The organism is Micrococcus sp. R8502A1 (assembly GCF_006704135.1).
GTDB classification, from domain to species: Bacteria; Actinomycetota; Actinomycetes; order Actinomycetales; family Micrococcaceae; genus Micrococcus; species Micrococcus luteus.
Genome location: NZ_VIGS01000003.1, coordinates 21,895 through 39,617 on the forward strand (window position 1 = coordinate 21,895; position 17,723 = coordinate 39,617).

A 17,723-nucleotide genomic window follows, 5' to 3' on the forward strand; every position below is an offset into this window, starting at 1 on the left:
CGCCGTGTCCGTGATCGATCGACCCGAGCTGAGTGGTGTCCTGTGCTCCTGACCAGCCTCCTGCTGACCCTCCTCTCGGTGGTGGCGGCCGTCCCGGCCTCCCGCGCGCTGGGCAGGGACGCGGGCTGGGTCCTGGCCGCACCCCTGCTCGCCGCGGCCGGCGTGCTGATCGCGGCGTGGACGGGCGACGTCCGGACGGAGCACCATCCGTGGATCCCCGCGGTCGGGGTGGACCTCGACCTCCGGCTGAACGGCCTGGCTCTGGTGTTCGCCATGATCGTCCTCGTCATCGGCGCCGCGATCCTCGCCTACTCCAGCCGGTACCTCAGCCGGGACCGCGCGGAGAGCCGCCCCGGCTCCTTCTACCTGCTGATGACCGCGTTCGCGGCGTCGATGCTGCTGCTGGTGCTCGCCGACAACATCGTGGTCCTCTTCGTCGCGTGGGAGTTCACCTCCTTCACCTCCTTCTTCCTCATCGGGCGCTCGGGGGACCACGCCCGGGACCCCGCGATCCGGACCCTGCTCGTGACCGTGGGCGGCGGCCTCGCGCTGCTGGCCGCCGTCGCCATCATGATGGTCACCGCCGGGACGGCCTCGCTCAGCGGCGTCCTGGCCTCGGACATCTGGCAGGACCCCGCCACCAGCACCGTGCTGGCCGTCCTGCTGGCCCTGGCCGCCTTCACGAAGTCCGCGCAGTTCCCGTTCCAGGCCTGGCTGCCGGACTCCATGGTCGCCATCTCCCCGGTCTCCGCGTACCTGCACGCCGCGGCGATGGTGAAGGCCGGCGTGTTCCTGCTGCTCGTGTTCAGCCCCGTGCTGTCCGGCCACGCCGTGTGGTCCACGCTGCTGATCGCATGCGGGCTTATCACGGCGCTGTTCGGCGCGGTCACGGCCCTGCGTCAGCACGACCTGAAGGGCCTGCTCGCCTACTCGACCATGAGCCAGCTCGGCCTGCTGACCGCCGCCATCGGCATCGGCACGACGGCGGCGCTGACGGCCGCGGTCGTGCACACGGTCGCGCACGCGCTGTTCAAGTGCGCCCTGTTCATGCTGATCGGCATCGTGGACCACGAGGCCGGCACCCGGGACCTGCGCATGCTCGCGGGCAGGCACGTGCGCATGCCGGTCACGGGCACGGCCCTGACGCTCGCCGCCGTCTCCATGGCCGGGGTGCCGCCCCTGCTCGGCTTCGTCTCGAAGGAGGGCCTGCTCGACGCCGCCCTCGGCACCCCGGGCCCGGCCTGGGCCGCCCCGGTGGTCACGGGCGCGATCGCGCTGGCCTCCGTCTTCACCGTCGCCTACTCGGGCCGTCTGGTCCTCGGCGCGCTCGGCACGTGGGGCGCGAGCCCGGCCGGCACCGCCCAGCCGTGGGAGTCCGCCCGCGGCGAGGAGGTCCACGAGGCGGGCCCGGCCTTCTGGACCATGCCCGTGCTGGCGGCCGTGGCCGGCGTCGTGCTCGGCCTCGCCCCGCAGGCGCTGGACGCCCCCGTCTCCGCCGCCGCCCAGGCCGTGGCAGGCGCGCAGGCGCACGCGCACCTGGCCCTGTGGCACGGTGTGACCCCGGCGCTGCTCCTCTCCGCCGCCGTGATCGCCACGGGCCTCGTCCTGGTGCTGCTGCGCCGCCCCGTGGAGCGGGTCGCCGCGCGCACGGGTCTGCCCTTCTCGGCCCTGGACATCGTGGACGACATCCGCTTCGGCCTGGTGCGGCTGGGCGAGGTCGTCGGGCGTCACTCCGGCGGCATGGCGCCCCGGGCGCACCTGCTCATCCCGTCCGTCATGCTCGGCGTCCTCGCGGTCGTCGGGGTCCTGCTCGTGGACGAGCTGCCGGACGTGGTCGGTCAGACCGCGCGCTGGCACGACTGGGCGCTCGTCGTCCTCGTGGCCGTGGGCGTCGCCGCGACCCTGCGCGCCCGCACCCGCATCGCCGCGATGGTGGTCGTGGGCACCGTCGGCTTCGGCGTGACGCTGTGGTTCTTCACCCTCGGCGCCGTGGACGTGGCCCTGACCCAGATGCTCGTCGAGGTCCTCACCGTGTGCGTGATGGTGCTGCTGCTGCGCCGCCTGCCGCGCCGCTTCCGGCGCGACCCCGCACCGCGCCGCGCCGGCGCCCTCGTGGCCGCGACGATCGCCGGCGTCGCCTCCACCGTCGGCGTCCTGGCCTTCACCGGTCGGCGCGACATGTCCGAGATCGCGCGCTACTACCTCACCGAGACCTACGAGCAGGCCGGCGGCGTGAACGTCGTCAACGTGATCCTCGTGGACTTCCGCGCGCTCGACACCCTGGGCGAGATGACGGTGCTCGGCGTGACCGGACTGACCGTCGCGGCGCTGCTGATGAACCGCGCCCCCGTCCGGGCGCTGCGCAGCATCGTCGACGAGCGCTCCCCGCTCGCGCACGTGCACGAGAACCTCGTCTACGCGCGCACCTTCGGCCGCGGTCTCGGGCCCGTGATCATCGCGATGTCCGCCCTGCTGCTGCTGCGCGGCCACTACGAGCCGGGCGGCGGCTTCATCGCGGCCCTCGTGGCCGGTGCGGGCTACGCCCTCATGTACCTGTCGGCCGACACCGACCGCGACCGGCGCCTGCGGTGGCCCTACCTCACGCTCATCGGCAGCGGCGTGGCCCTGGGCACCGCCGCCGGTCTGACCGGCTACCTCACGGGCGAGGGCTTCCTGGCCGCCTCCGGGGTGAAGATCCTCGGCTACGGACTGTCCACCACCCTGGTCTTCGACATGGGCGTGTACCTGTGCGTGCTCGGCCTCGTGGTCGCCGCGTTCACCCTCCTGGGCCCGGACACGGTCGAAGAGGCGCCCGACGACGGCGACGCACCCGAGAAGGCCGCACCCGGCGCGGCCACGACGCGAGAGGAGGCGACCCGATGACCGTCGCGATCACCGTGGGCCTGCTGATGTTCGGCGCGGTCTACCTGTTCTCCAAGCGCGAGCTGCTGCGCGTGATCCTCGGCATGGTGCTGCTGGGCCACGCCGGCAACCTCGCCATCCTCGCCGCCGGCGGCACCGACCGGCGCGCCCTGCCGTTCATCGGGAACGGGGACGTGGCCGCGCAGGCCGACCCGCTGCCCCAGGCGTTCGTGCTGACGGCGATCGTCATCTCCTTCGCCGTCACCGTGCTGCTGCTCGTGCTCGCCGTGACGGGCCGGTCCGACGACCAGGTGGCCGACCCCTCCGAGGACGCCGACCCGCACGAGCTCGCCGCCGCGGACGCCCGCTTCCCGCGCGCCGAGCTGGGCGCCGCCGTGCGCCACCTCGCCACGCAGCCCCAGCCCGTGCTGCACGGCAGCCACCGCCATGACGACCGGGAGGAGCGCGGATGAGCCTCGACGTCCTGGGCCTGGCCCTGCCGCTGTTCGTGGCCGTCCCCCTGCTGGCCGGCGGCCTGCTCGTGATCGCGGGGGAGCGTCCGGGGCTGCACCGCCGGGCCCTGCTCTGGCTGCTCGGGCTGAGCTCGCTCAGCGGCGCCGGGCTCATCCTGCTGAGCCTGGACGGCACCGTGGTGGCCGGGGGCGTGGGCGGCTGGCCGGACGGCATCGCCATCGCGTTCGCCGCCGACACGTTCACCGGCCTGATGCTCACCCTCACCGCCGGGCTCTCGTGGGTGGGCGCCCTGTTCGCCTACGGCTCCCGCGTGACGAACTCCGTCTACTTCGCGCCGCTGCTGCTCGTCCTCACGGCCGGGGTGAACGGCGCCCTGCTGACGGCGGACCTGTTCAACCTCTTCGTGTTCATCGAGGTCATGCTGCTGCCGTCCTACGGCCTGTTCGTCCTCTCCGCCAACCGGCGCGAGCCCCTGCGCCGCGTGGACGGCGCCCGCCTCTACGTCACGCTGAACCTGTTCACCTCCACGATCCTCGTGGTCGGCGTCGGCTTCATCTACGGCATCACGGGCAGCGTCAACCTCGCCGTGCTGGCCGGCGCGGCGGCACGGGACGAACGGGTCGCCGTCGCCGGGTTCATGGTGCTGTTCGCCCTGTCCATCAAGGCGTCCGTGGTGCCCCTGCACGGCTGGCTGTCCAAGGCGTACCCCTCGACGTCGCCGGCGGTCACCGCGATCTTCTCCGCCCTGCACACCAAGGTGGGCGTCTATGCGATCTACCGCATCTACTCCGTGCTCTACGACGGCGAGCCTCGGTACCTGTGGGCCATCCTGATCCTGTGCTCGCTCACGCTCGTGATCGGCGCGGTCGCCTCCCTCGGGGAGCAGAGCACCCGTGCGATCCTCTCGTGGCAGATGGTCAGCGGCATCGGCGGCATCCTGGTCGGCGTCGGCCTGTCCACGCAGCTCGGCCTGGCCGCCGGCATCTTCTACATGATCCACCACATGGTCGTCATGACCTCCCTGTTCACCGCGACGGGCGCCGTCGAGGTCCGGTACGGCTCCGGCTGGCTGGCGGATCTGCAGGGTCTGGCCCGGCGTGAGCCGCTGATCGCCGCCGCGTACTTCGCGGGCCTGCTCTCCCTGGTGGGGATCCCGCCGTTCTCCGGGTTCGCGGGCAAGCTCATGCTCGTGGTCGCCGGCGTGGAGGCGGGCCAGACCGCCGTCGTGGCCGTCGTGCTCGTCGCGTCGCTGCTGAGCCTGTGGGGGCTGCTGCGCATCTGGAACGGCTGGTTCTGGGGCGAGCCCGAGATGCCCCGCCACCACCGGGAGCGCCTCGAGACGGCCGCCCTGCCGATCGTGGAGGCCCACGCGGACGGCGCGGCCGCCCCGGCCGGCACCCCCGACGGCCCCGCGGCCGTCCACACCCCCACGGGTGTGCTGCCCGTGGTCTTCAGCCGGGACGAGGACCTCACCCGCTCCCGGATCCCCTTCTCGCTGGCCCTGCCGACGGTCCTCACCGCGGCCCTGTCCCTCGCGCTCGGCCTGGGCGCGCAGGGCCTGTGGCTGGTCTCGGACACGGCCGCCCAGGGGCTGACGGACACGCATGCGTATGTGGAGGCGGTGATCGGCCGATGAGCCAGGCACACCAGTACGACGACGGCACGCAGGACTTCCGCGACGGCACGGCCAGCGTGTGGTCGTGGCCGCTGCGCCTGGCCGGATTCGTGCTCTGGTACCTGTGGGCCCTCGTCACGTCCTCGGGCGCGGTCTTGCACGACCTGATCACCCCCGGCGACGACGCCCGCTCGGGCATCGCCCGGGTGCGCACCAGCTGCCGCACGGACCTGGAGGTCACCGTCCTGTCCTCGCTCATCACCCTCACCCCGGGCACCCTCACCCTCGGCACCCGCCGGGCGGGCGCCGTCGGCGACGAGCCGGGCGATCCGGAGGCGCGCCGGCTGCTCTACGTGCACGGCCTGTACTTTGACGACGCGGACGGCCTGCGCGCGGACATCCACGACATGGAGCGGCGCATGCTCCATGCGCTGCGTCGGACGGGGGTGGCCGCGTGAGCCTGACCGACCTGCACTACGACTGGTCCCTGCTCGGGATCGACGTGGGCATCGCCCTGCTGCTCGTCGCCGCCGTCGTCTCCGCCTACCGGATCCTCGTGGGGCCCCTGGACGCCGACCGGGCCGTCTCCGGCGACCTGCTCACGTTCAGCGTCACCGGCATGGTCACGCTGTTCGGCGTCCGGGCGGCCAACGCCTTCACGTTCGACCTGGTGCTCATCGCCGCGATCACCGGGTTCCTGACCGGCATGTCCCTGGCCCGCGCGCTGACGCGCGGGCGACGCTGAGGAGGCCATCCCATGGACACCGCGATGAACGTCATCGGCTCGCTCATGATCGTGCTGGGCGCGCTCGTCTTCCTCGGCGCCGCCCTGGGCCTCGTGCGCTTCCCGGACCCCTACACGCGGATCTCCGCCACCGGCACGGCCGGCGGCGTCGGCATGATCCTGCTCGTGGTCGGGGCCCTGCTCCACATGCCCTCGGTGGCCAACGTGGTCAAGGTCGTGCTGATCGTGGTCCTGCAGCTCGGGTCGGCGTCGGTGGCGACGATGGCCCTGGCCCGTTCGGCCTACCTCACGGGGGTGCCCATGAACCCCGGGCACTACGACGAGCTCGCCGAGGACACCCCGGGGCGCGAGCACGGCGAGCCCGCTCCACACGCGCCGGACGAGGTCTGAGACCGCCCGCACGCGACGTCGGCCCGGCCCGTCCCGTCTCCCGGGGCGGGCCGTGCCGCCTCAGGGGCGCGGCGCCAGGACCAGGTTGGTGATGCGGGCGGTCGAGAGCCGCCGGCCCTGCTCGTCCGTCATCACCACCTCATGGGTGACGAGGGTGCCGCCCAGGTGGACGGCGGTCGCGGTGCCGGTCACGAGGCCCGAGCGGACGGCCCGGTGGTGCGTGGCGCTGATCTCGACCCCGACGACGTTGCGGTCCGGCCCGGCGTGGATCTTCGCGGCCATCGAGCCCAGGGACTCGGCGAGCACGAGGTGGGCGCCGCCGTGCAGCAGCCCGACGGGCTGCTCGTTGCCCGCGACGGGCAGGGTGGCGACGGCTCGCTCGGCCGTGAGCTCGAGGAAGCGCAGACCCATCTTCTGGGCCAGGGGGCTGATCGCCGCGCCGCCGAGGGCGGTGACAAGCTCGGGCGTCAGACCGGCCTCGGCGCAGGCCGCCTCCAGCTCGGCGGGGCTCAGCTCGGGGGTGACGCCGGGGCGGTACACGCGCTCGGAGGCGGCGGGGGTGGTCTCGGTGTGCTCACTCATGAGCACTAGGCTGGCACACGCGACCGGCGCGCCCCGCGCCGCGCGCCGAGAGGAGACGTGAGCACCCATGGCGGCAGATCCGACCCCAGAGGCCCCGCAGCGGCTGCTGGTCCTGGACGGGCACTCGATGGCGTTCCGCGCGTTCTACGCGCTGCCCGCCGAGAACTTCGCCACGGACACGGGCCAGCACACGAACGCCGTGTACGGCTTCACCGCCATGCTCCTGACCATGATCCGGCAGCAGCGGCCCACGCACGTGGCCGTGGCGTTCGACCTCTCCGGGCCCACGTTCCGCTCCGAGGAGTACGGGGAGTACAAGGCCGGCCGCTCCGAGACGCCCGCGGAGTTCGCGGGCCAGATCGAGCTGACCGTGAAGGTCATGGAGGCACTGGGCATCCCCACGCTCACGCTGGAGGGCTACGAGGCCGACGACATCGTGGCCACGCTGTCCGCGCGCGCCGAGGAGGCGGGGTGGGAGGCCGTCGTCGTCTCCGGTGACCGGGACGCGTTCCAGCTCATCTCCGAGCGCACCACCGTGCTCTACCCCAAGAAGGGCGTCTCCGACATCCCGCCGATGGACGCGGACGCCGTCATGGCCAAGTACGGGGTCGCCCCCGCCCAGTACCCCGAGCTCGCGGCCCTCGTCGGCGAGGCCGCGGACAACCTGCCCGGCGTGCCCGGCGTCGGCCCCGGGTTCGCCGCGAAATGGCTGAAGCAGTACGGGGACCTGGACGGCGTGCTGGCGCACGCGCATGAGATCACGGGCAAGAAGGGGGAGGCGCTGCGCGAGCATCTCGAGGACGTGCGCCGCAACCGCCGCCTCAACGCCCTCGTGCGCGACCTCGACCTGCCGATCGGGCTCGAGGCGATGCGGCTCGAGATGCCCGAGCGCGAGCCCGTGGAGGAGCTGTTCGACGCGCTGCAGTTCAACCGCATCCGGGAGCGCGTGTTCGAGGTGTTCGGCGAGCGGGTGGGCGAGGACGCGCCGCCCCCCGAGGTCGAGGCCGCCCCGGAGTTCACCGAGGCGACGACGGCCGAGGACGTGCGCGCCTTCCTCGCCGCAGAGGCCGGCAACCTGCTCGGCGTCCACGTGGACGTCGAGGGCCCGGCCCTGCTGCCCCGCCGCAAGGTGCCCGTGCCCGGCACGTTCGGCACGCCCGTCGGCGTCGCGCTTGTGGGCGAGCACGCGGGCCTGCACGTCACCCTCGACGGCGACGCCCCGGACCCGGCGCTGGTCGCCGCCGTGCGCGAGGCCCTCGGCGAGGGCGGGCTGGCCAAGGCCGTGCACGACCTCAAGCGCACCCTCAAGGCGCTGGCCGCGCCCACCGAGGGCGACGGGCTCGGCCCGGACGCGGCCCTGGACGGCGTGGTGGACGACGTGCTGCTCTCGGCCTACCTGATCCAGCCGGACCGGCGGGACACCTCGCTCGAGGCGCTGGCGGAGGCGCATCTGCACACCCCCCTCACCGCCCCGCGCGAGCCCGCTCAGCAGCGGGCGCAGGGGACGTTCGACCTCGACGGGGGTCAGGCCGCCGCCGAACGCGCGGCCCGCGCCGCGGACGCCGTGCGGGCCGCCTGGGTGGTGCGCCGTCTCTCCACCCAGTTCACGCCCCAGGTGCTCGACCGCGGGGCCCAGCGGCTGCTGCAGGAGCTCGAGATCCCGCTCTCGCGGCTGCTCGCCCGGATGGAGCTGACCGGCATCGCCGTCGACGTCGACGCCCTGACCGGCCTGCGCGAGGACTTCACCGACGCCGCCGACGCCGCCAAGGAGTCCGCGTGGGCGTCCGTCGCGGAGGAGACCGGCGGGATGCAGGTCAACCTCGGCTCGCCCAAGCAGCTGCAGGAGGTGCTGTTCGAGCGGCTCAACATGCCGCGCACGCGCAAGACGAAGACCGGCTACTCCACGGACGTGGACTCGCTGCAGGACCTGCTCGAGCAGACCCGGCACCCGTTCCTCGAGAACCTGATGGCCCACCGTGACGCCACGAAGCTCCGGCAGACCGTGGAGGGGCTGCTCGAGACCGTCGCCCCGGACGGCCGCATCCACACCACCTACTCGCAGACCGCCGCCGCCACGGGCCGACTGTCCTCGCTGCACCCGAACCTCCAGAACATCCCGGTGCGCACCGAGGCGGGCCGCCGCATCCGTGAGGTGTTCGTGGCGGACGAGGTGGCCGGGGAGCAGGCCGTGCTGCTCTCGGCCGACTACTCCCAGATCGAGATGCGCATCATGGCGCACCTGTCCGAGGACGAGGGGCTGATCCAGGCCTTCCGCGAGGGCGAGGACCTGCACTCGTTCGTCGGCTCGCAGGTGTTCGGGGTGGACCCGGACGACGTCACCGCCGAGCAGCGCGCCAAGGTGAAGGCGATGAGCTACGGCCTGGCCTACGGGCTGTCCTCCTTCGGGCTGTCCAAGCAGCTGAAGATCTCGGTGGATGAGGCGCGCGGCCTCATGAAGGGCTACTTCGACCGCTTCGGCGGCGTGCGCGACTACCTGCGCGACGTCGTCGCGCAGGCCCGACAGGACGGGTACACCTCGACGATCGAGGGGCGCCGCCGCTACCTGCCGGACCTCAGCTCGGACAACCGTCAGCTGCGGGACATGGCCGAGCGCGCCGCGCTCAACGCCCCCATCCAGGGCTCGGCCGCGGACATCATCAAGCGCGCGATGCTCGACGTGCAGGCCGGCCTCGAGGAGCACGGGCTGGCCTCGCGCCTGCTGCTGCAGGTCCACGACGAGCTCATCCTCGAGGTCCCGGCCGCCGAGCTCGAGAAGGCCACGGCGCTCCTGAAGGAGCGGATGGGCCGGGCCGCCGAGCTCTCCGTGCCGCTCGACGTGCACGTCGGCCAGGGAAGGAGCTGGCATGACGCCGCACACTGACGCGCCGGAGGGTCCGTCGCTGCGGCGGCTGGCCGACGCCGCCGAGGACCGGCTCGGCGAGTACGGCCTCGCGCTGCGCGACCTCGGGGTCCTCGGCCCCGAGGACCCCGCCGCATCGCACTTCGCGGCCGCGGTCGAACGGGGCTTCTACGAGACGGTGCCCACGGGCGCCGCGCTCCGCCAGCAGCTCGAGGCCCACGCGGCCGACGGACGGCGCCGGCTCGGCGTCTACGCGCCGGGGGACGACCCGGCGGCCCGCCGCCCCGCCGCCACCTTCGAGGACTTCGTGCAGCCGCTGACCACGTGGCCCGGCCGCACCGCCGACGCGTGGCTGATCACCGACGTGACCGTCTCGCCGGACGCCCGCCGGCGCGGCGTGCTGCGGGCCATGATGCTCAGGTCCCTCGCGGACGCCCGCGACGCCGGCCTGTGCGCGGCCGCCCTGACCGCGACCGAGGCCGCCATCTACGGCCGCTTCGGCTTCGGGGCCGCCACCCGGTGGCACGCCGTGCGGATCGACGTCTCGGGCGCCCCCGCGTTCACGGGCGCCCCGGCCGGTGGGCGGGTCACGGTCGAGGAGCCGCGGGAGATCCCCGGCCTCGTGGACGAGCTGTACGGGCGGGTGTTGCCGGCCACCCCGGGCTCGGTCCAGCGGATCTCGTTCAGCGTGCCGCGCTGGGAGGACCGCGAGGCGAGTCGGAACGAGGGGCGCGGCTCGGGGCTGTACGCGGCGGTCCACCGCGACGACGACGGGCGGGTCCAGGGCGTCGCGCTGTATCGGTTCGAGGGCTGGGAGAAGGAGCCGCCCACGATCACCGTCACCGCGTTCCTCGCGGCGACCGCCGACGCGCGGCGCGGGCTCGTCCACCACCTGGCCCGGCTGGACCTGGTCGAGCGGATCGAGTGGGGCCGCGCGCCCGAGCCCGGTTGGCTCGAGGCGCTCTTCGTCGACGAGCGGCGGGTGAGTCGGCACCGCGGCTCCGACGACCTGTACCTGCGGGTCCTGAACCTGCCCGCCGCCATGGCGGCCCGTGGCTGGGCGGGCGACGGGGAGGTCGTCGTCGCCGTCGAGGACGCGTTCGGCGCGATCGACGGGACGTGGCGGCTCACCGTCCGCCAGGGGCGCGGCGCCGCCGAGCGGTTGGGCCCCGCGGCCGACGCCGTGGGCCTGGGCGCGGGACTCCGGCTCGACGCTGCCCGGTTCTCCGCGCTCTGGCTCGGCGGGCACTCCCGCGGGGCCGGCGCCGCGGTGCTGGCGGAGGCCGGTGTCGTGGCGGAGCTGCGGGCCGGCGCGGCGGAGGCGTTCGACGGGCTTGTGCGACCCAGCCGACCCCTGCACACCCTCGTCGGCTTCTGATACGCTGGACGAGCACATTCGTGCGCATTTGATACATGTCCATCACGACCCACGCCGGGTGGGCCCCTCTGGTGCCCGGATGCCGCCCACCGGCGGCATCGATCCCGACGTGACCCCCGATCCCAACGGAGTCCCTCCTACATGACCACCACTTCCAACGCCCCGCAGGTCGCCATCAACGACATCGGCTCTGCCGAGGACCTGCTCGCCGCCATCGACGCGACCATCAAGTACTTCAACGATGGCGACCTCGTCGAGGGCACCGTCGTCAAGGTGGACCGCGACGAGGTCCTGCTCGACATCGGCTACAAGACCGAGGGCGTCATCCCGTCCCGCGAGCTGTCCATCAAGCACGACGTGGACCCGGACGAGGTCGTGGCCGTGGGCGACACCGTCGAGGCCCTGGTCCTCACCAAGGAGGACAAGGAGGGTCGCCTGATCCTCTCGAAGAAGCGCGCCCAGTACGAGCGCGCCTGGGGCGACATCGAGAAGATCAAGGAGGAGGACGGCGTCGTCGAGGGCACCGTCATCGAGGTGGTCAAGGGCGGCCTCATCCTCGACATCGGCCTGCGCGGCTTCCTCCCGGCCTCCCTCGTGGAGATGCGCCGCGTGCGCGACCTGGCCCCCTACATCGGCCAGAAGCTCGAGGCGAAGATCATCGAGCTGGACAAGAACCGCAACAACGTGGTCCTGTCCCGCCGCGCCTGGCTCGAGCAGACCCAGTCCGAGGTCCGCTCCAACTTCCTCCACAAGCTGGAGAAGGGCCAGGTCCGCAACGGCACCGTGTCCTCCATCGTCAACTTCGGCGCCTTCGTGGACCTGGGCGGCGTGGACGGCCTCGTGCACGTCTCCGAGCTGTCCTGGAAGCACATCGACCACCCGTCCGAGGTCGTCGAGGTGGGCCAGGAGGTCACCGTCGAGGTCCTCGAGGTGGACATGGACCGCGAGCGTGTCTCCCTGTCGCTGAAGGCGACCCAGGAGGACCCGTGGCAGCTCTTCGCCCGCACCCACGCCCTCGGCCAGGTCGTGCCGGGCAAGGTCACCAAGCTCGTGCCGTTCGGCGCGTTCGTCCGCGTGGAGGACGGCATCGAGGGCCTCGTGCACATCTCGGAGCTGGCCTCGCGCCACATCGACACCGCCGAGCAGGTCGTGTCGGTCAACGACGAGCTGTTCGTCAAGGTCATCGACATCGACCTCGAGCGTCGCCGCATCTCCCTGTCCCTCAAGCAGGCCAACGAGGGCGTGGACCCCGAGGGCACCGAGTTCGACCCGGCGCTCTACGGCATGGCCGCGGAGTACGACGAGGAGGGCAACTACAAGTACCCCGAGGGCTTCGACGTCGAGACCAACGAGTGGATGGAGGGCTTCGAGGCCGAGCGCGCCGCCTGGGAGCAGCAGTACGGCGACGCTCAGGCCCGCTGGGAGGCCCACAAGGAGCAGGTGCGCCGCTCCCTCCAGGAGGAGGCCACCGCCGGCGCCGACGCCGGTGCGAGCCTGGGCGGCTCGTCCTACTCCTCCGAGGCGCCGTCCTCGGACGGCGGCACCCTGGCCTCCGACGAGGCCCTCGCCGCCCTGCGCGAGAAGCTCACCGGCAACTGATCGCCGCGGTGCGTGACCGTCCCTGACGGCCCGCGCCGAGCACCCGACGCCCCGTCCCTCCCTCCGGAGGGGCGGGGCGTCGTCGCGTCCCGGGGGGCTGGCCGTGGGGGAGCGGACGGGACCCGACGGCCGCGCTCAGCGGCGCTCGGAGACCGTCACGGTGAACGTGCGGTCGCGCGCCGTCTGCCGAGACGGCCCGACGAGCTCCTCCAACATCGGCCGATACCGCAGGTGCGAGTTCCAGACACACCACAGCCGGCCGCCCGGCTCCAGCACCCGCGCCGCGGCCGCCACCAGCCGGTGCGCCACGGAGGGGTCCACGGCGTTGCCGTCGTGGAACGGGGGATTCAGGAGCACGCACTCCTCCGTCCCGTCCGGCCACGTGGTCAGGGCGTCGTCGCGCACGGCCCGGACGCGGTCCGCCACGCGGTTCGCGCGGGCCGTGGCGAGCGTCGAGGCGACCGCCACGGCGGACTGGTCGGTGGCCAGCACGGTGACGTGCGGCCACAGCCGCGCCGCCCCGACCGAGAGCAGCCCGTTGCCGCACCCCAGGTCCACGGCGCGCCCCGGCGGGCGCGGGTCGTCGGCGAGCGAGGTGAGCAGCAGACGGGTGCCCGGGTCGGCGGCGGCTCCGCCGAAGGTGCCGGCGTGGGCCACCAGGTGCAGGCGCCCCACGCCGGGGACGTCGCGGTCGGCCTCCTCCGGCGGCCGGGGGGTCACGCCGGGACGTGGGCCCCGGGCCGTGAGCACGCGCGCCTTGCGGCGTCCCCGTCCGGCGACGACGTCCTCGAACGCCGCGCCGAGCACCGCGTTCATGCGCGGACTCATGTGCTTGTCGCGGCCGCCGGCCAGCAGGACCACGCCGGGGTCGGCGGCGGCCGCCACGATCCGGGACAGCCGGTCGAGCTCGTCGATGGAGCGCGGCAGTGGCAACAGGACCGTCCGGGCTCCCCGGGCCGCCTCCTCGGGGGTGGCCGTCCGCTCGAGCTCGCCCGTCTCCCCGCCGAGGCGACCGGAGGCGCGCCACGCGGCGAGGTTCGCGTCCAGCGAGCGCTCGGCGGAGGCGTCGTCCTGGTGGACCCGCACGTCGTGACCGGCCGTGAGCAGGGGCAGGGTCAGGGCGCCGTGCCGGTCCTCCAGCACGGCCACCGGGCCGGGGACGTGCCCGCTCGCGATCCATCCGGCCAGGGTGTCGAGCAGGAGCAGGTCCGCCGCGTCGTGGGCCTGACGGTCGGGCTCGGGCGGCAGCGGCCACCGGTCCAGCGCCGCGAAGTCCACGCCCGCGGTGAGGTCGTCCGGCAGCCCGCCGCGGGCGACATCGGGGGTGACCCCCCGGGGCAGCGGTTCACTCATGGTCCACCCAGTCCTCTCCCATCCGTTCCGCATGGCCCGCGCCGGCCGTGACGTCCGCGAGCCGCGCCGCGAACACCGCGCGGTCCTCCTCGGTGTCCGGCACGCCGACCGTCAGGCGGACCCCCGCGGCGCCGTAGCTCGCCTCCAGCACGGACACGCCCGCCGCGCGCAGCTCGTTCTCCCACCGGCCGGCGTCGGTGTGGGGCGCCTCCACCGCGAGCAGGGCCAGCCGGGAGCGGGTGCGCAGCGGGGCGGCGTCGAGTGCCCCGGACACCGAGTCCGAGTAGGCGCGCACCAGGCCCCCGGCGCCCAGCTTGATCCCCCCGAACCAGCGCACGACGACGGCGCACACGTCCGTCAGGTCGGTCCGGCCCGGCGCGGTCTCGCGCTGGAGGACGGCCTCGAGCATGGGGACGCCGGCCGTGCCGGCGGGCTCGCCGTCGTCGCTGGAGCGCATCCGGTCCCGGGCGGGGCCGAGGACGAACGCGCTGCACACGTGCCGCGCGTCGTGGTGCCGGCGCCGCAGGACGGCGACCATCTCGCGCGCCTGCGCCTCGTCCTCGACGCGCCCGAGGTAGGTGAGGAAGCGGCTGCGGCGGATCTCCACCTCCCGTTCCAGCCAGCCGTCGGGGTCGCGGGCGGACGCCGGCAGGACCGTGCAGCGCGCGGTCGGGGCGGGGGCGGGATCGGGCATGACCCCACCCTAGGGGCTGGCCGAGGACGGGCACGCCGTCGAGCCCGGACGTGAGCTTCGGTACAGTGGAAGACCGTGCCACCCGGCACCGGCCCACCGGTGAGCGAGCACGCGTGCCGCCGCGGGCCTCCCACGACCCTGTCCCGGGAGACTCATGACTTCCCCGCTCACTCGCCTGCACGACACGTTGGGGCTCCGCACGAGTCCGGCGATCTTCTTCGGCTCGGCCGCCGCGGTCGTGCTCTTCACCGCCGCGATGGGCCTGTTCCCTGGCCCGGTCCAGGCGGCCTTCGGCGTGGTCTCGAGCTGGCTGCGCTACGACGTCGGCTGGATCTACACCCTCAGCCTGACCCTGCTGGTGGCGTTCCTGTTCATCCTCGCCGTGACCCGGTACGGCCGGGTCAAGCTCGGCGACGACGACGCGGTGCCGGAGTACTCCGGCCTGACCTGGTTCGGCATGATGTTCGCCGCCGGCGTCGGCGCGGTGCTGATGTTCTGGGGCATCGCGGAGCCGATGAACCACTACGCCAACCCGCCCATGGCGGGGACGGAGCCGTTCTCCGACCGCGCGGCCTCGGAGGCCATGGCGATCGCGAACTTCCACTTCGGCATCCACATGTGGGCGATCCTGCTCGTCCCGGGCCTGTGCTTCGGCTACTTCACGTACAAGCGCAAGCTGCCCCCGCGCGTGTCCTCCGCCTTCCAGCCCCTCCTCGGCGATCGCATCCACGGCCCCATCGGCAAGACGATCGACATCATCGCCGTGGTCTCCACCGTGTTCGGCCTCGGCGTGTCCGTGGGCCTGGGCGCCCTGCAGATCAACGCGGGCATGAACTACGTGCTGGGCACCCCCGTGGCCGGCTGGGTCCAGGCGCTCATCCTGGCCGTCGTCACCGCCGTGGGCACGGCCTCCGTGCTGGTCGGCATGGACAAGGGCGTCAAGCGGCTGTCCTACGCCAACATCCTGCTGGCGATCGCCCTGCTCGTGTACGTCCTGATGTGGGCCGTCTCCAGCATGGACGTCATCCGCGGCACCGTGCAGGCGATCGGCGAGTACGCCTCCATGCTGCCCGTGCTCTCCACCTACAACGACACGTACAACTCGGGCCAGTGGTCCGGTGACTGGACCGTTTTCTACTGGGCCTGGACCGTGACGTGGGCGCCCTTCGTGGGGATGTTCTTCGCCCGCATCTCACGCGGCCGCACCATCCGCTCCTTCATCATGGCCGGCCTCGGCCTGCCCACGGCGTTCGTCATCATCTGGATGGGCATCTACGGCTACTCCGCGTTCCAGTCGGACCGCGCCACCGCGCCGGCGCCGGGCCAGGGCGGTGACCTCACGCAGACGATCGTCACCGACGGCAACGTCCAGGCCGCCCTGTTCCAGCACCTGCAGGGCACGCCGCTCTACACGGTGGCCGCGGTCGTGGCGCTCGTGGTCATCACGCTGTTCTTCATCACCTCGATCGACTCGGGCGCGCTCGTGATGGACGCGATGGCCAATGGCCACGAGGATGCCGCGCCCCGCCGCCAGTCCGTGTTCTGGGCCGTGTCCATCGGCGCGGTCTGCGCGGCCATCATCCTCACCGCGGGCGAGAACGGCCTGGCGGCGCTGCAGGAGGTCATCATCGTGATCGGCCTGCCCATCCTGCTCATCACCGTCACGCAGGCCGCACTGCTGCTGCAGGCCCTGCGCGAGGACGCGGGTGCCGCGCGGCCCATGCGGACCCGCCAGTGGAAGCAGGTGCTGCCGGTCGAGGAGTACCGCCGCCGCGCCACCGAGGACGGCGTGGACGTCTCGGACTTCGTGATCCGCCCCGAGTTCGAGGTCGGCACCGAGCCGGAGAACGACACGCACACCCCGAAGACGTGGCACCAGCAGCGCATCGACGCGGCCAAGGCCCTCGTCACCGTCGGCCTGACCGGCGGCATCGCCGCGGGCCGCACCGAGGTCGGCGCGGAGCTCGAGCGGCTGGGCGCCGTCGTCGTGGAGTTCGACGACCTGATGGGGGAGATCCTCGTGCCCGGCAACCCCGTGCTCGAGGAGCTCCGCTCGGTCTTCGGCGAGGACATCGTCCGCGCGGACGGCACCCTGGACGCGCGCACCCTCAACCGGCTCACCACCGAGAGCTCGACCGCCCGGACGCGCATGTACGAGATCGTCTCCCCGGCGGTGCGCGACGAGGCGAACCGCCGGGCCCGCGAGATCGGCGAGGACTCCGTGCTGGTGGTCGACCTGGCCCTGCTGGCCGAGACCGGCTCCGGACAGGACTTCGACCAGGTGCTGGCCGTCTCCGCTCCCGCCGAGGTGCGCGTCGCCCGGCTCATGGAGTCCCACGACATGACCCGCGAGCGGGCCTGGGCCTTCATCGACGAGGAGGCGGCGGACGAGGAGCGGGCCGAGATCGCGGACACCGTGATCGAGAACGACGGCTCGCTCGAGGACCTGCAGGAGGCCGTCCGGGCATACTGGGAGGCCAAGATCCAGCCTCAGCTCGAGGCCGCCCGAGGAGAGCGCGTATGACCGAGACCGACCCGGTGGCCGAACGGCCGCGCGTCCATGTGGGCCTGACCGGCGGGATCGCCGCCGGCAAGTCCGCGGTGGCCCGTGTCCTGCAGGAGCGTGGCGCGCTCCTGGTGGACTCGGACGCCCTCGCCCGGCTGGTCCTCGAGAAGGGCACCGACGGGCTGGCCGCCGTCCAGGACGAGTTCGGGGACCGCGTCATCACCGCGGACGGTGAGCTCGACCGCGTCGAGATGGCCCGCATCGTCTTCGGGGACGAGGGCGCCCGACAGCGCCTGAACCGCATCGTGCACCCCCGGATCCGGGCTGCGGCCCGGCGCATCGTCGCCGAGGCCGGGCCGGACGCCGTCGTGGTCCAGGACGTGCCGCTGCTGGTGGAGACCGGGCAGGCGGACGCGTTCGACCTCGTGATCGTGGTGGAGGCCCCGCTCGAGGAGCGCCTGCGCCGGATGGTGGAGGACCGCGGCATGAGCCGCGCGGACGCCGAGGCGCGGATCGCGGCCCAGGCCACGGACGAGCAGCGGCGCGCCGTCGCGGACGTGGTCATCGTCAACGACGCCGACCTCGAGCGGCTCGCGTCCGTGGCGAACCAGGTGTGGGACCGGTTCCTCGCCCCCGGCGCGGCTGAGCCCTCGGCGGACTGACCG

General features: G+C 73.2%; 14 protein-coding genes. 11 read left to right on the forward strand and 3 right to left on the reverse strand.

The features are described from left to right. Positions 1–42 precede the first annotated feature (42 nt). The 6 genes from FLM69_RS01190 to mnhG are packed head-to-tail and all read left to right on the forward strand — an operon-like array spanning position 43 to position 6,086. Positions 43–2,883, forward strand: a complete 2,841-nt coding sequence (locus FLM69_RS01190; RefSeq protein WP_141842746.1) for a DUF4040 family protein — start codon at positions 43–45, stop codon at positions 2,881–2,883. After that, positions 2,880–3,335: a sodium:proton antiporter gene (locus FLM69_RS01195; protein ID WP_036382760.1), complete on the forward strand. Its 456-nt coding sequence runs from the start codon at positions 2,880–2,882 to the stop codon at positions 3,333–3,335. The genes FLM69_RS01190 and FLM69_RS01195 overlap by 4 nt, the downstream gene beginning before the upstream one ends. Next, complete coding sequence (locus tag FLM69_RS01200) at positions 3,332–4,972, forward strand: monovalent cation/H+ antiporter subunit D family protein (protein WP_061867943.1); 1,641 nt, start codon at positions 3,332–3,334, stop codon at positions 4,970–4,972. Before FLM69_RS01195 ends, FLM69_RS01200 begins: the two co-directional genes overlap by 4 nt. Next, the gene (locus FLM69_RS01205) at positions 4,969–5,409 is read left to right on the forward strand and encodes a Na+/H+ antiporter subunit E (RefSeq protein WP_080695974.1); all 441 of its coding nucleotides are present in this window, start codon (positions 4,969–4,971) and stop codon (positions 5,407–5,409) included. Before FLM69_RS01200 ends, FLM69_RS01205 begins: the two co-directional genes overlap by 4 nt. After that, positions 5,406–5,696, forward strand: a complete 291-nt coding sequence (locus FLM69_RS01210) for a monovalent cation/H+ antiporter complex subunit F (RefSeq protein WP_080695973.1) — start codon at positions 5,406–5,408, stop codon at positions 5,694–5,696. The genes FLM69_RS01205 and FLM69_RS01210 overlap by 4 nt, the downstream gene beginning before the upstream one ends. Positions 5,697–5,708: 12 nt before the next feature. Continuing rightward, the gene (gene mnhG, locus FLM69_RS01215) at positions 5,709–6,086 is read left to right on the forward strand and encodes a monovalent cation/H(+) antiporter subunit G (RefSeq protein ID WP_036382758.1); all 378 of its coding nucleotides are present in this window, start codon (positions 5,709–5,711) and stop codon (positions 6,084–6,086) included. A 60-nt stretch (positions 6,087–6,146) separates the two neighbouring features. Here the strand turns inward: mnhG and FLM69_RS01220 are convergent, their stop codons facing one another. Next, a complete protein-coding gene (locus tag FLM69_RS01220; RefSeq protein ID WP_036382804.1) occupies positions 6,147–6,668 on the reverse strand; it encodes a PaaI family thioesterase in 522 nt (173 codons plus the stop codon). A gap of 67 nt (positions 6,669–6,735) precedes the next feature. On the opposite strand from FLM69_RS01220, the gene polA reads away from it, so the two are divergent. The 3 genes from polA (at position 6,736) to rpsA (ending at position 12,505) form a co-directional block, all read left to right on the forward strand. Next, positions 6,736–9,549 (forward strand): DNA polymerase I, encoded by a 2,814-nt coding sequence (gene polA / locus FLM69_RS01225; RefSeq protein WP_036382757.1) that lies wholly within the window; start codon positions 6,736–6,738, stop codon positions 9,547–9,549. Then, positions 9,533–10,906 carry a GNAT family N-acetyltransferase gene (locus FLM69_RS01230; RefSeq protein WP_061867944.1) on the forward strand — a complete coding sequence of 458 codons (1,374 nt, stop codon included), beginning with the start codon at positions 9,533–9,535 and terminating at the stop codon, positions 10,904–10,906. Before polA ends, FLM69_RS01230 begins: the two co-directional genes overlap by 17 nt. 141 nt (positions 10,907–11,047) lie before the next feature. Further along, on the forward strand, positions 11,048–12,505 hold the full coding sequence (gene rpsA, locus FLM69_RS01235) for a 30S ribosomal protein S1 (protein ID WP_061867945.1): 1,458 nt from the start codon (positions 11,048–11,050) through the stop codon (positions 12,503–12,505). Between the two features lie 135 nt (positions 12,506–12,640). Here the strand turns inward: rpsA and FLM69_RS11665 are convergent, their stop codons facing one another. Next, on the reverse strand, positions 12,641–13,858 hold the full coding sequence (locus tag FLM69_RS11665) for a class I SAM-dependent methyltransferase (RefSeq protein ID WP_270618442.1): 1,218 nt from the start codon (positions 13,856–13,858) through the stop codon (positions 12,641–12,643). Continuing rightward, positions 13,851–14,552, reverse strand: a complete 702-nt coding sequence (locus tag FLM69_RS01245; protein WP_061867946.1) for a YigZ family protein — start codon at positions 14,550–14,552, stop codon at positions 13,851–13,853. The genes FLM69_RS11665 and FLM69_RS01245 overlap by 8 nt, the downstream gene beginning before the upstream one ends. 154 nt (positions 14,553–14,706) lie before the next feature. Here FLM69_RS01245 and coaE (FLM69_RS01250) point away from each other — a divergent pair, with 154 nt between their 5' ends. Then, positions 14,707–17,076, forward strand: coding sequence for a dephospho-CoA kinase (coaE, locus tag FLM69_RS01250; protein ID WP_041102705.1), 2,370 nt, complete (start codon positions 14,707–14,709; stop codon positions 17,074–17,076). Then, the gene (coaE, locus tag FLM69_RS01255; RefSeq protein WP_036315330.1) at positions 17,073–17,720 is read left to right on the forward strand and encodes a dephospho-CoA kinase; all 648 of its coding nucleotides are present in this window, start codon (positions 17,073–17,075) and stop codon (positions 17,718–17,720) included. Before coaE (FLM69_RS01250) ends, coaE (FLM69_RS01255) begins: the two co-directional genes overlap by 4 nt. The last annotated feature ends 3 nt before the right edge of the window (positions 17,721–17,723 follow it).

Coding starts and splice junctions, on each gene's coding strand:
- FLM69_RS11665 (WP_270618442.1), bottom strand. CDS start 13,858: ATGAGTGAACCGCTGCCCCGGGGGGTCACCCCCGATGTCGCCCGCGGC.
- mnhG (WP_036382758.1), top strand. CDS start 5,709: ATGGACACCGCGATGAACGTCATCGGCTCGCTCATGATCGTGCTGGGC.
- rpsA (WP_061867945.1), top strand. CDS start 11,048: ATGACCACCACTTCCAACGCCCCGCAGGTCGCCATCAACGACATCGGC.
- polA (WP_036382757.1), top strand. CDS start 6,736: ATGGCGGCAGATCCGACCCCAGAGGCCCCGCAGCGGCTGCTGGTCCTG.
- coaE (WP_036315330.1), top strand. CDS start 17,073: ATGACCGAGACCGACCCGGTGGCCGAACGGCCGCGCGTCCATGTGGGC.
- FLM69_RS01245 (WP_061867946.1), bottom strand. CDS start 14,552: ATGCCCGATCCCGCCCCCGCCCCGACCGCGCGCTGCACGGTCCTGCCG.
- FLM69_RS01195 (WP_036382760.1), top strand. CDS start 2,880: ATGACCGTCGCGATCACCGTGGGCCTGCTGATGTTCGGCGCGGTCTAC.
- FLM69_RS01205 (WP_080695974.1), top strand. CDS start 4,969: ATGAGCCAGGCACACCAGTACGACGACGGCACGCAGGACTTCCGCGAC.
- coaE (WP_041102705.1), top strand. CDS start 14,707: ATGACTTCCCCGCTCACTCGCCTGCACGACACGTTGGGGCTCCGCACG.
- FLM69_RS01220 (WP_036382804.1), bottom strand. CDS start 6,668: ATGAGTGAGCACACCGAGACCACCCCCGCCGCCTCCGAGCGCGTGTAC.
- FLM69_RS01200 (WP_061867943.1), top strand. CDS start 3,332: ATGAGCCTCGACGTCCTGGGCCTGGCCCTGCCGCTGTTCGTGGCCGTC.
- FLM69_RS01230 (WP_061867944.1), top strand. CDS start 9,533: ATGACGCCGCACACTGACGCGCCGGAGGGTCCGTCGCTGCGGCGGCTG.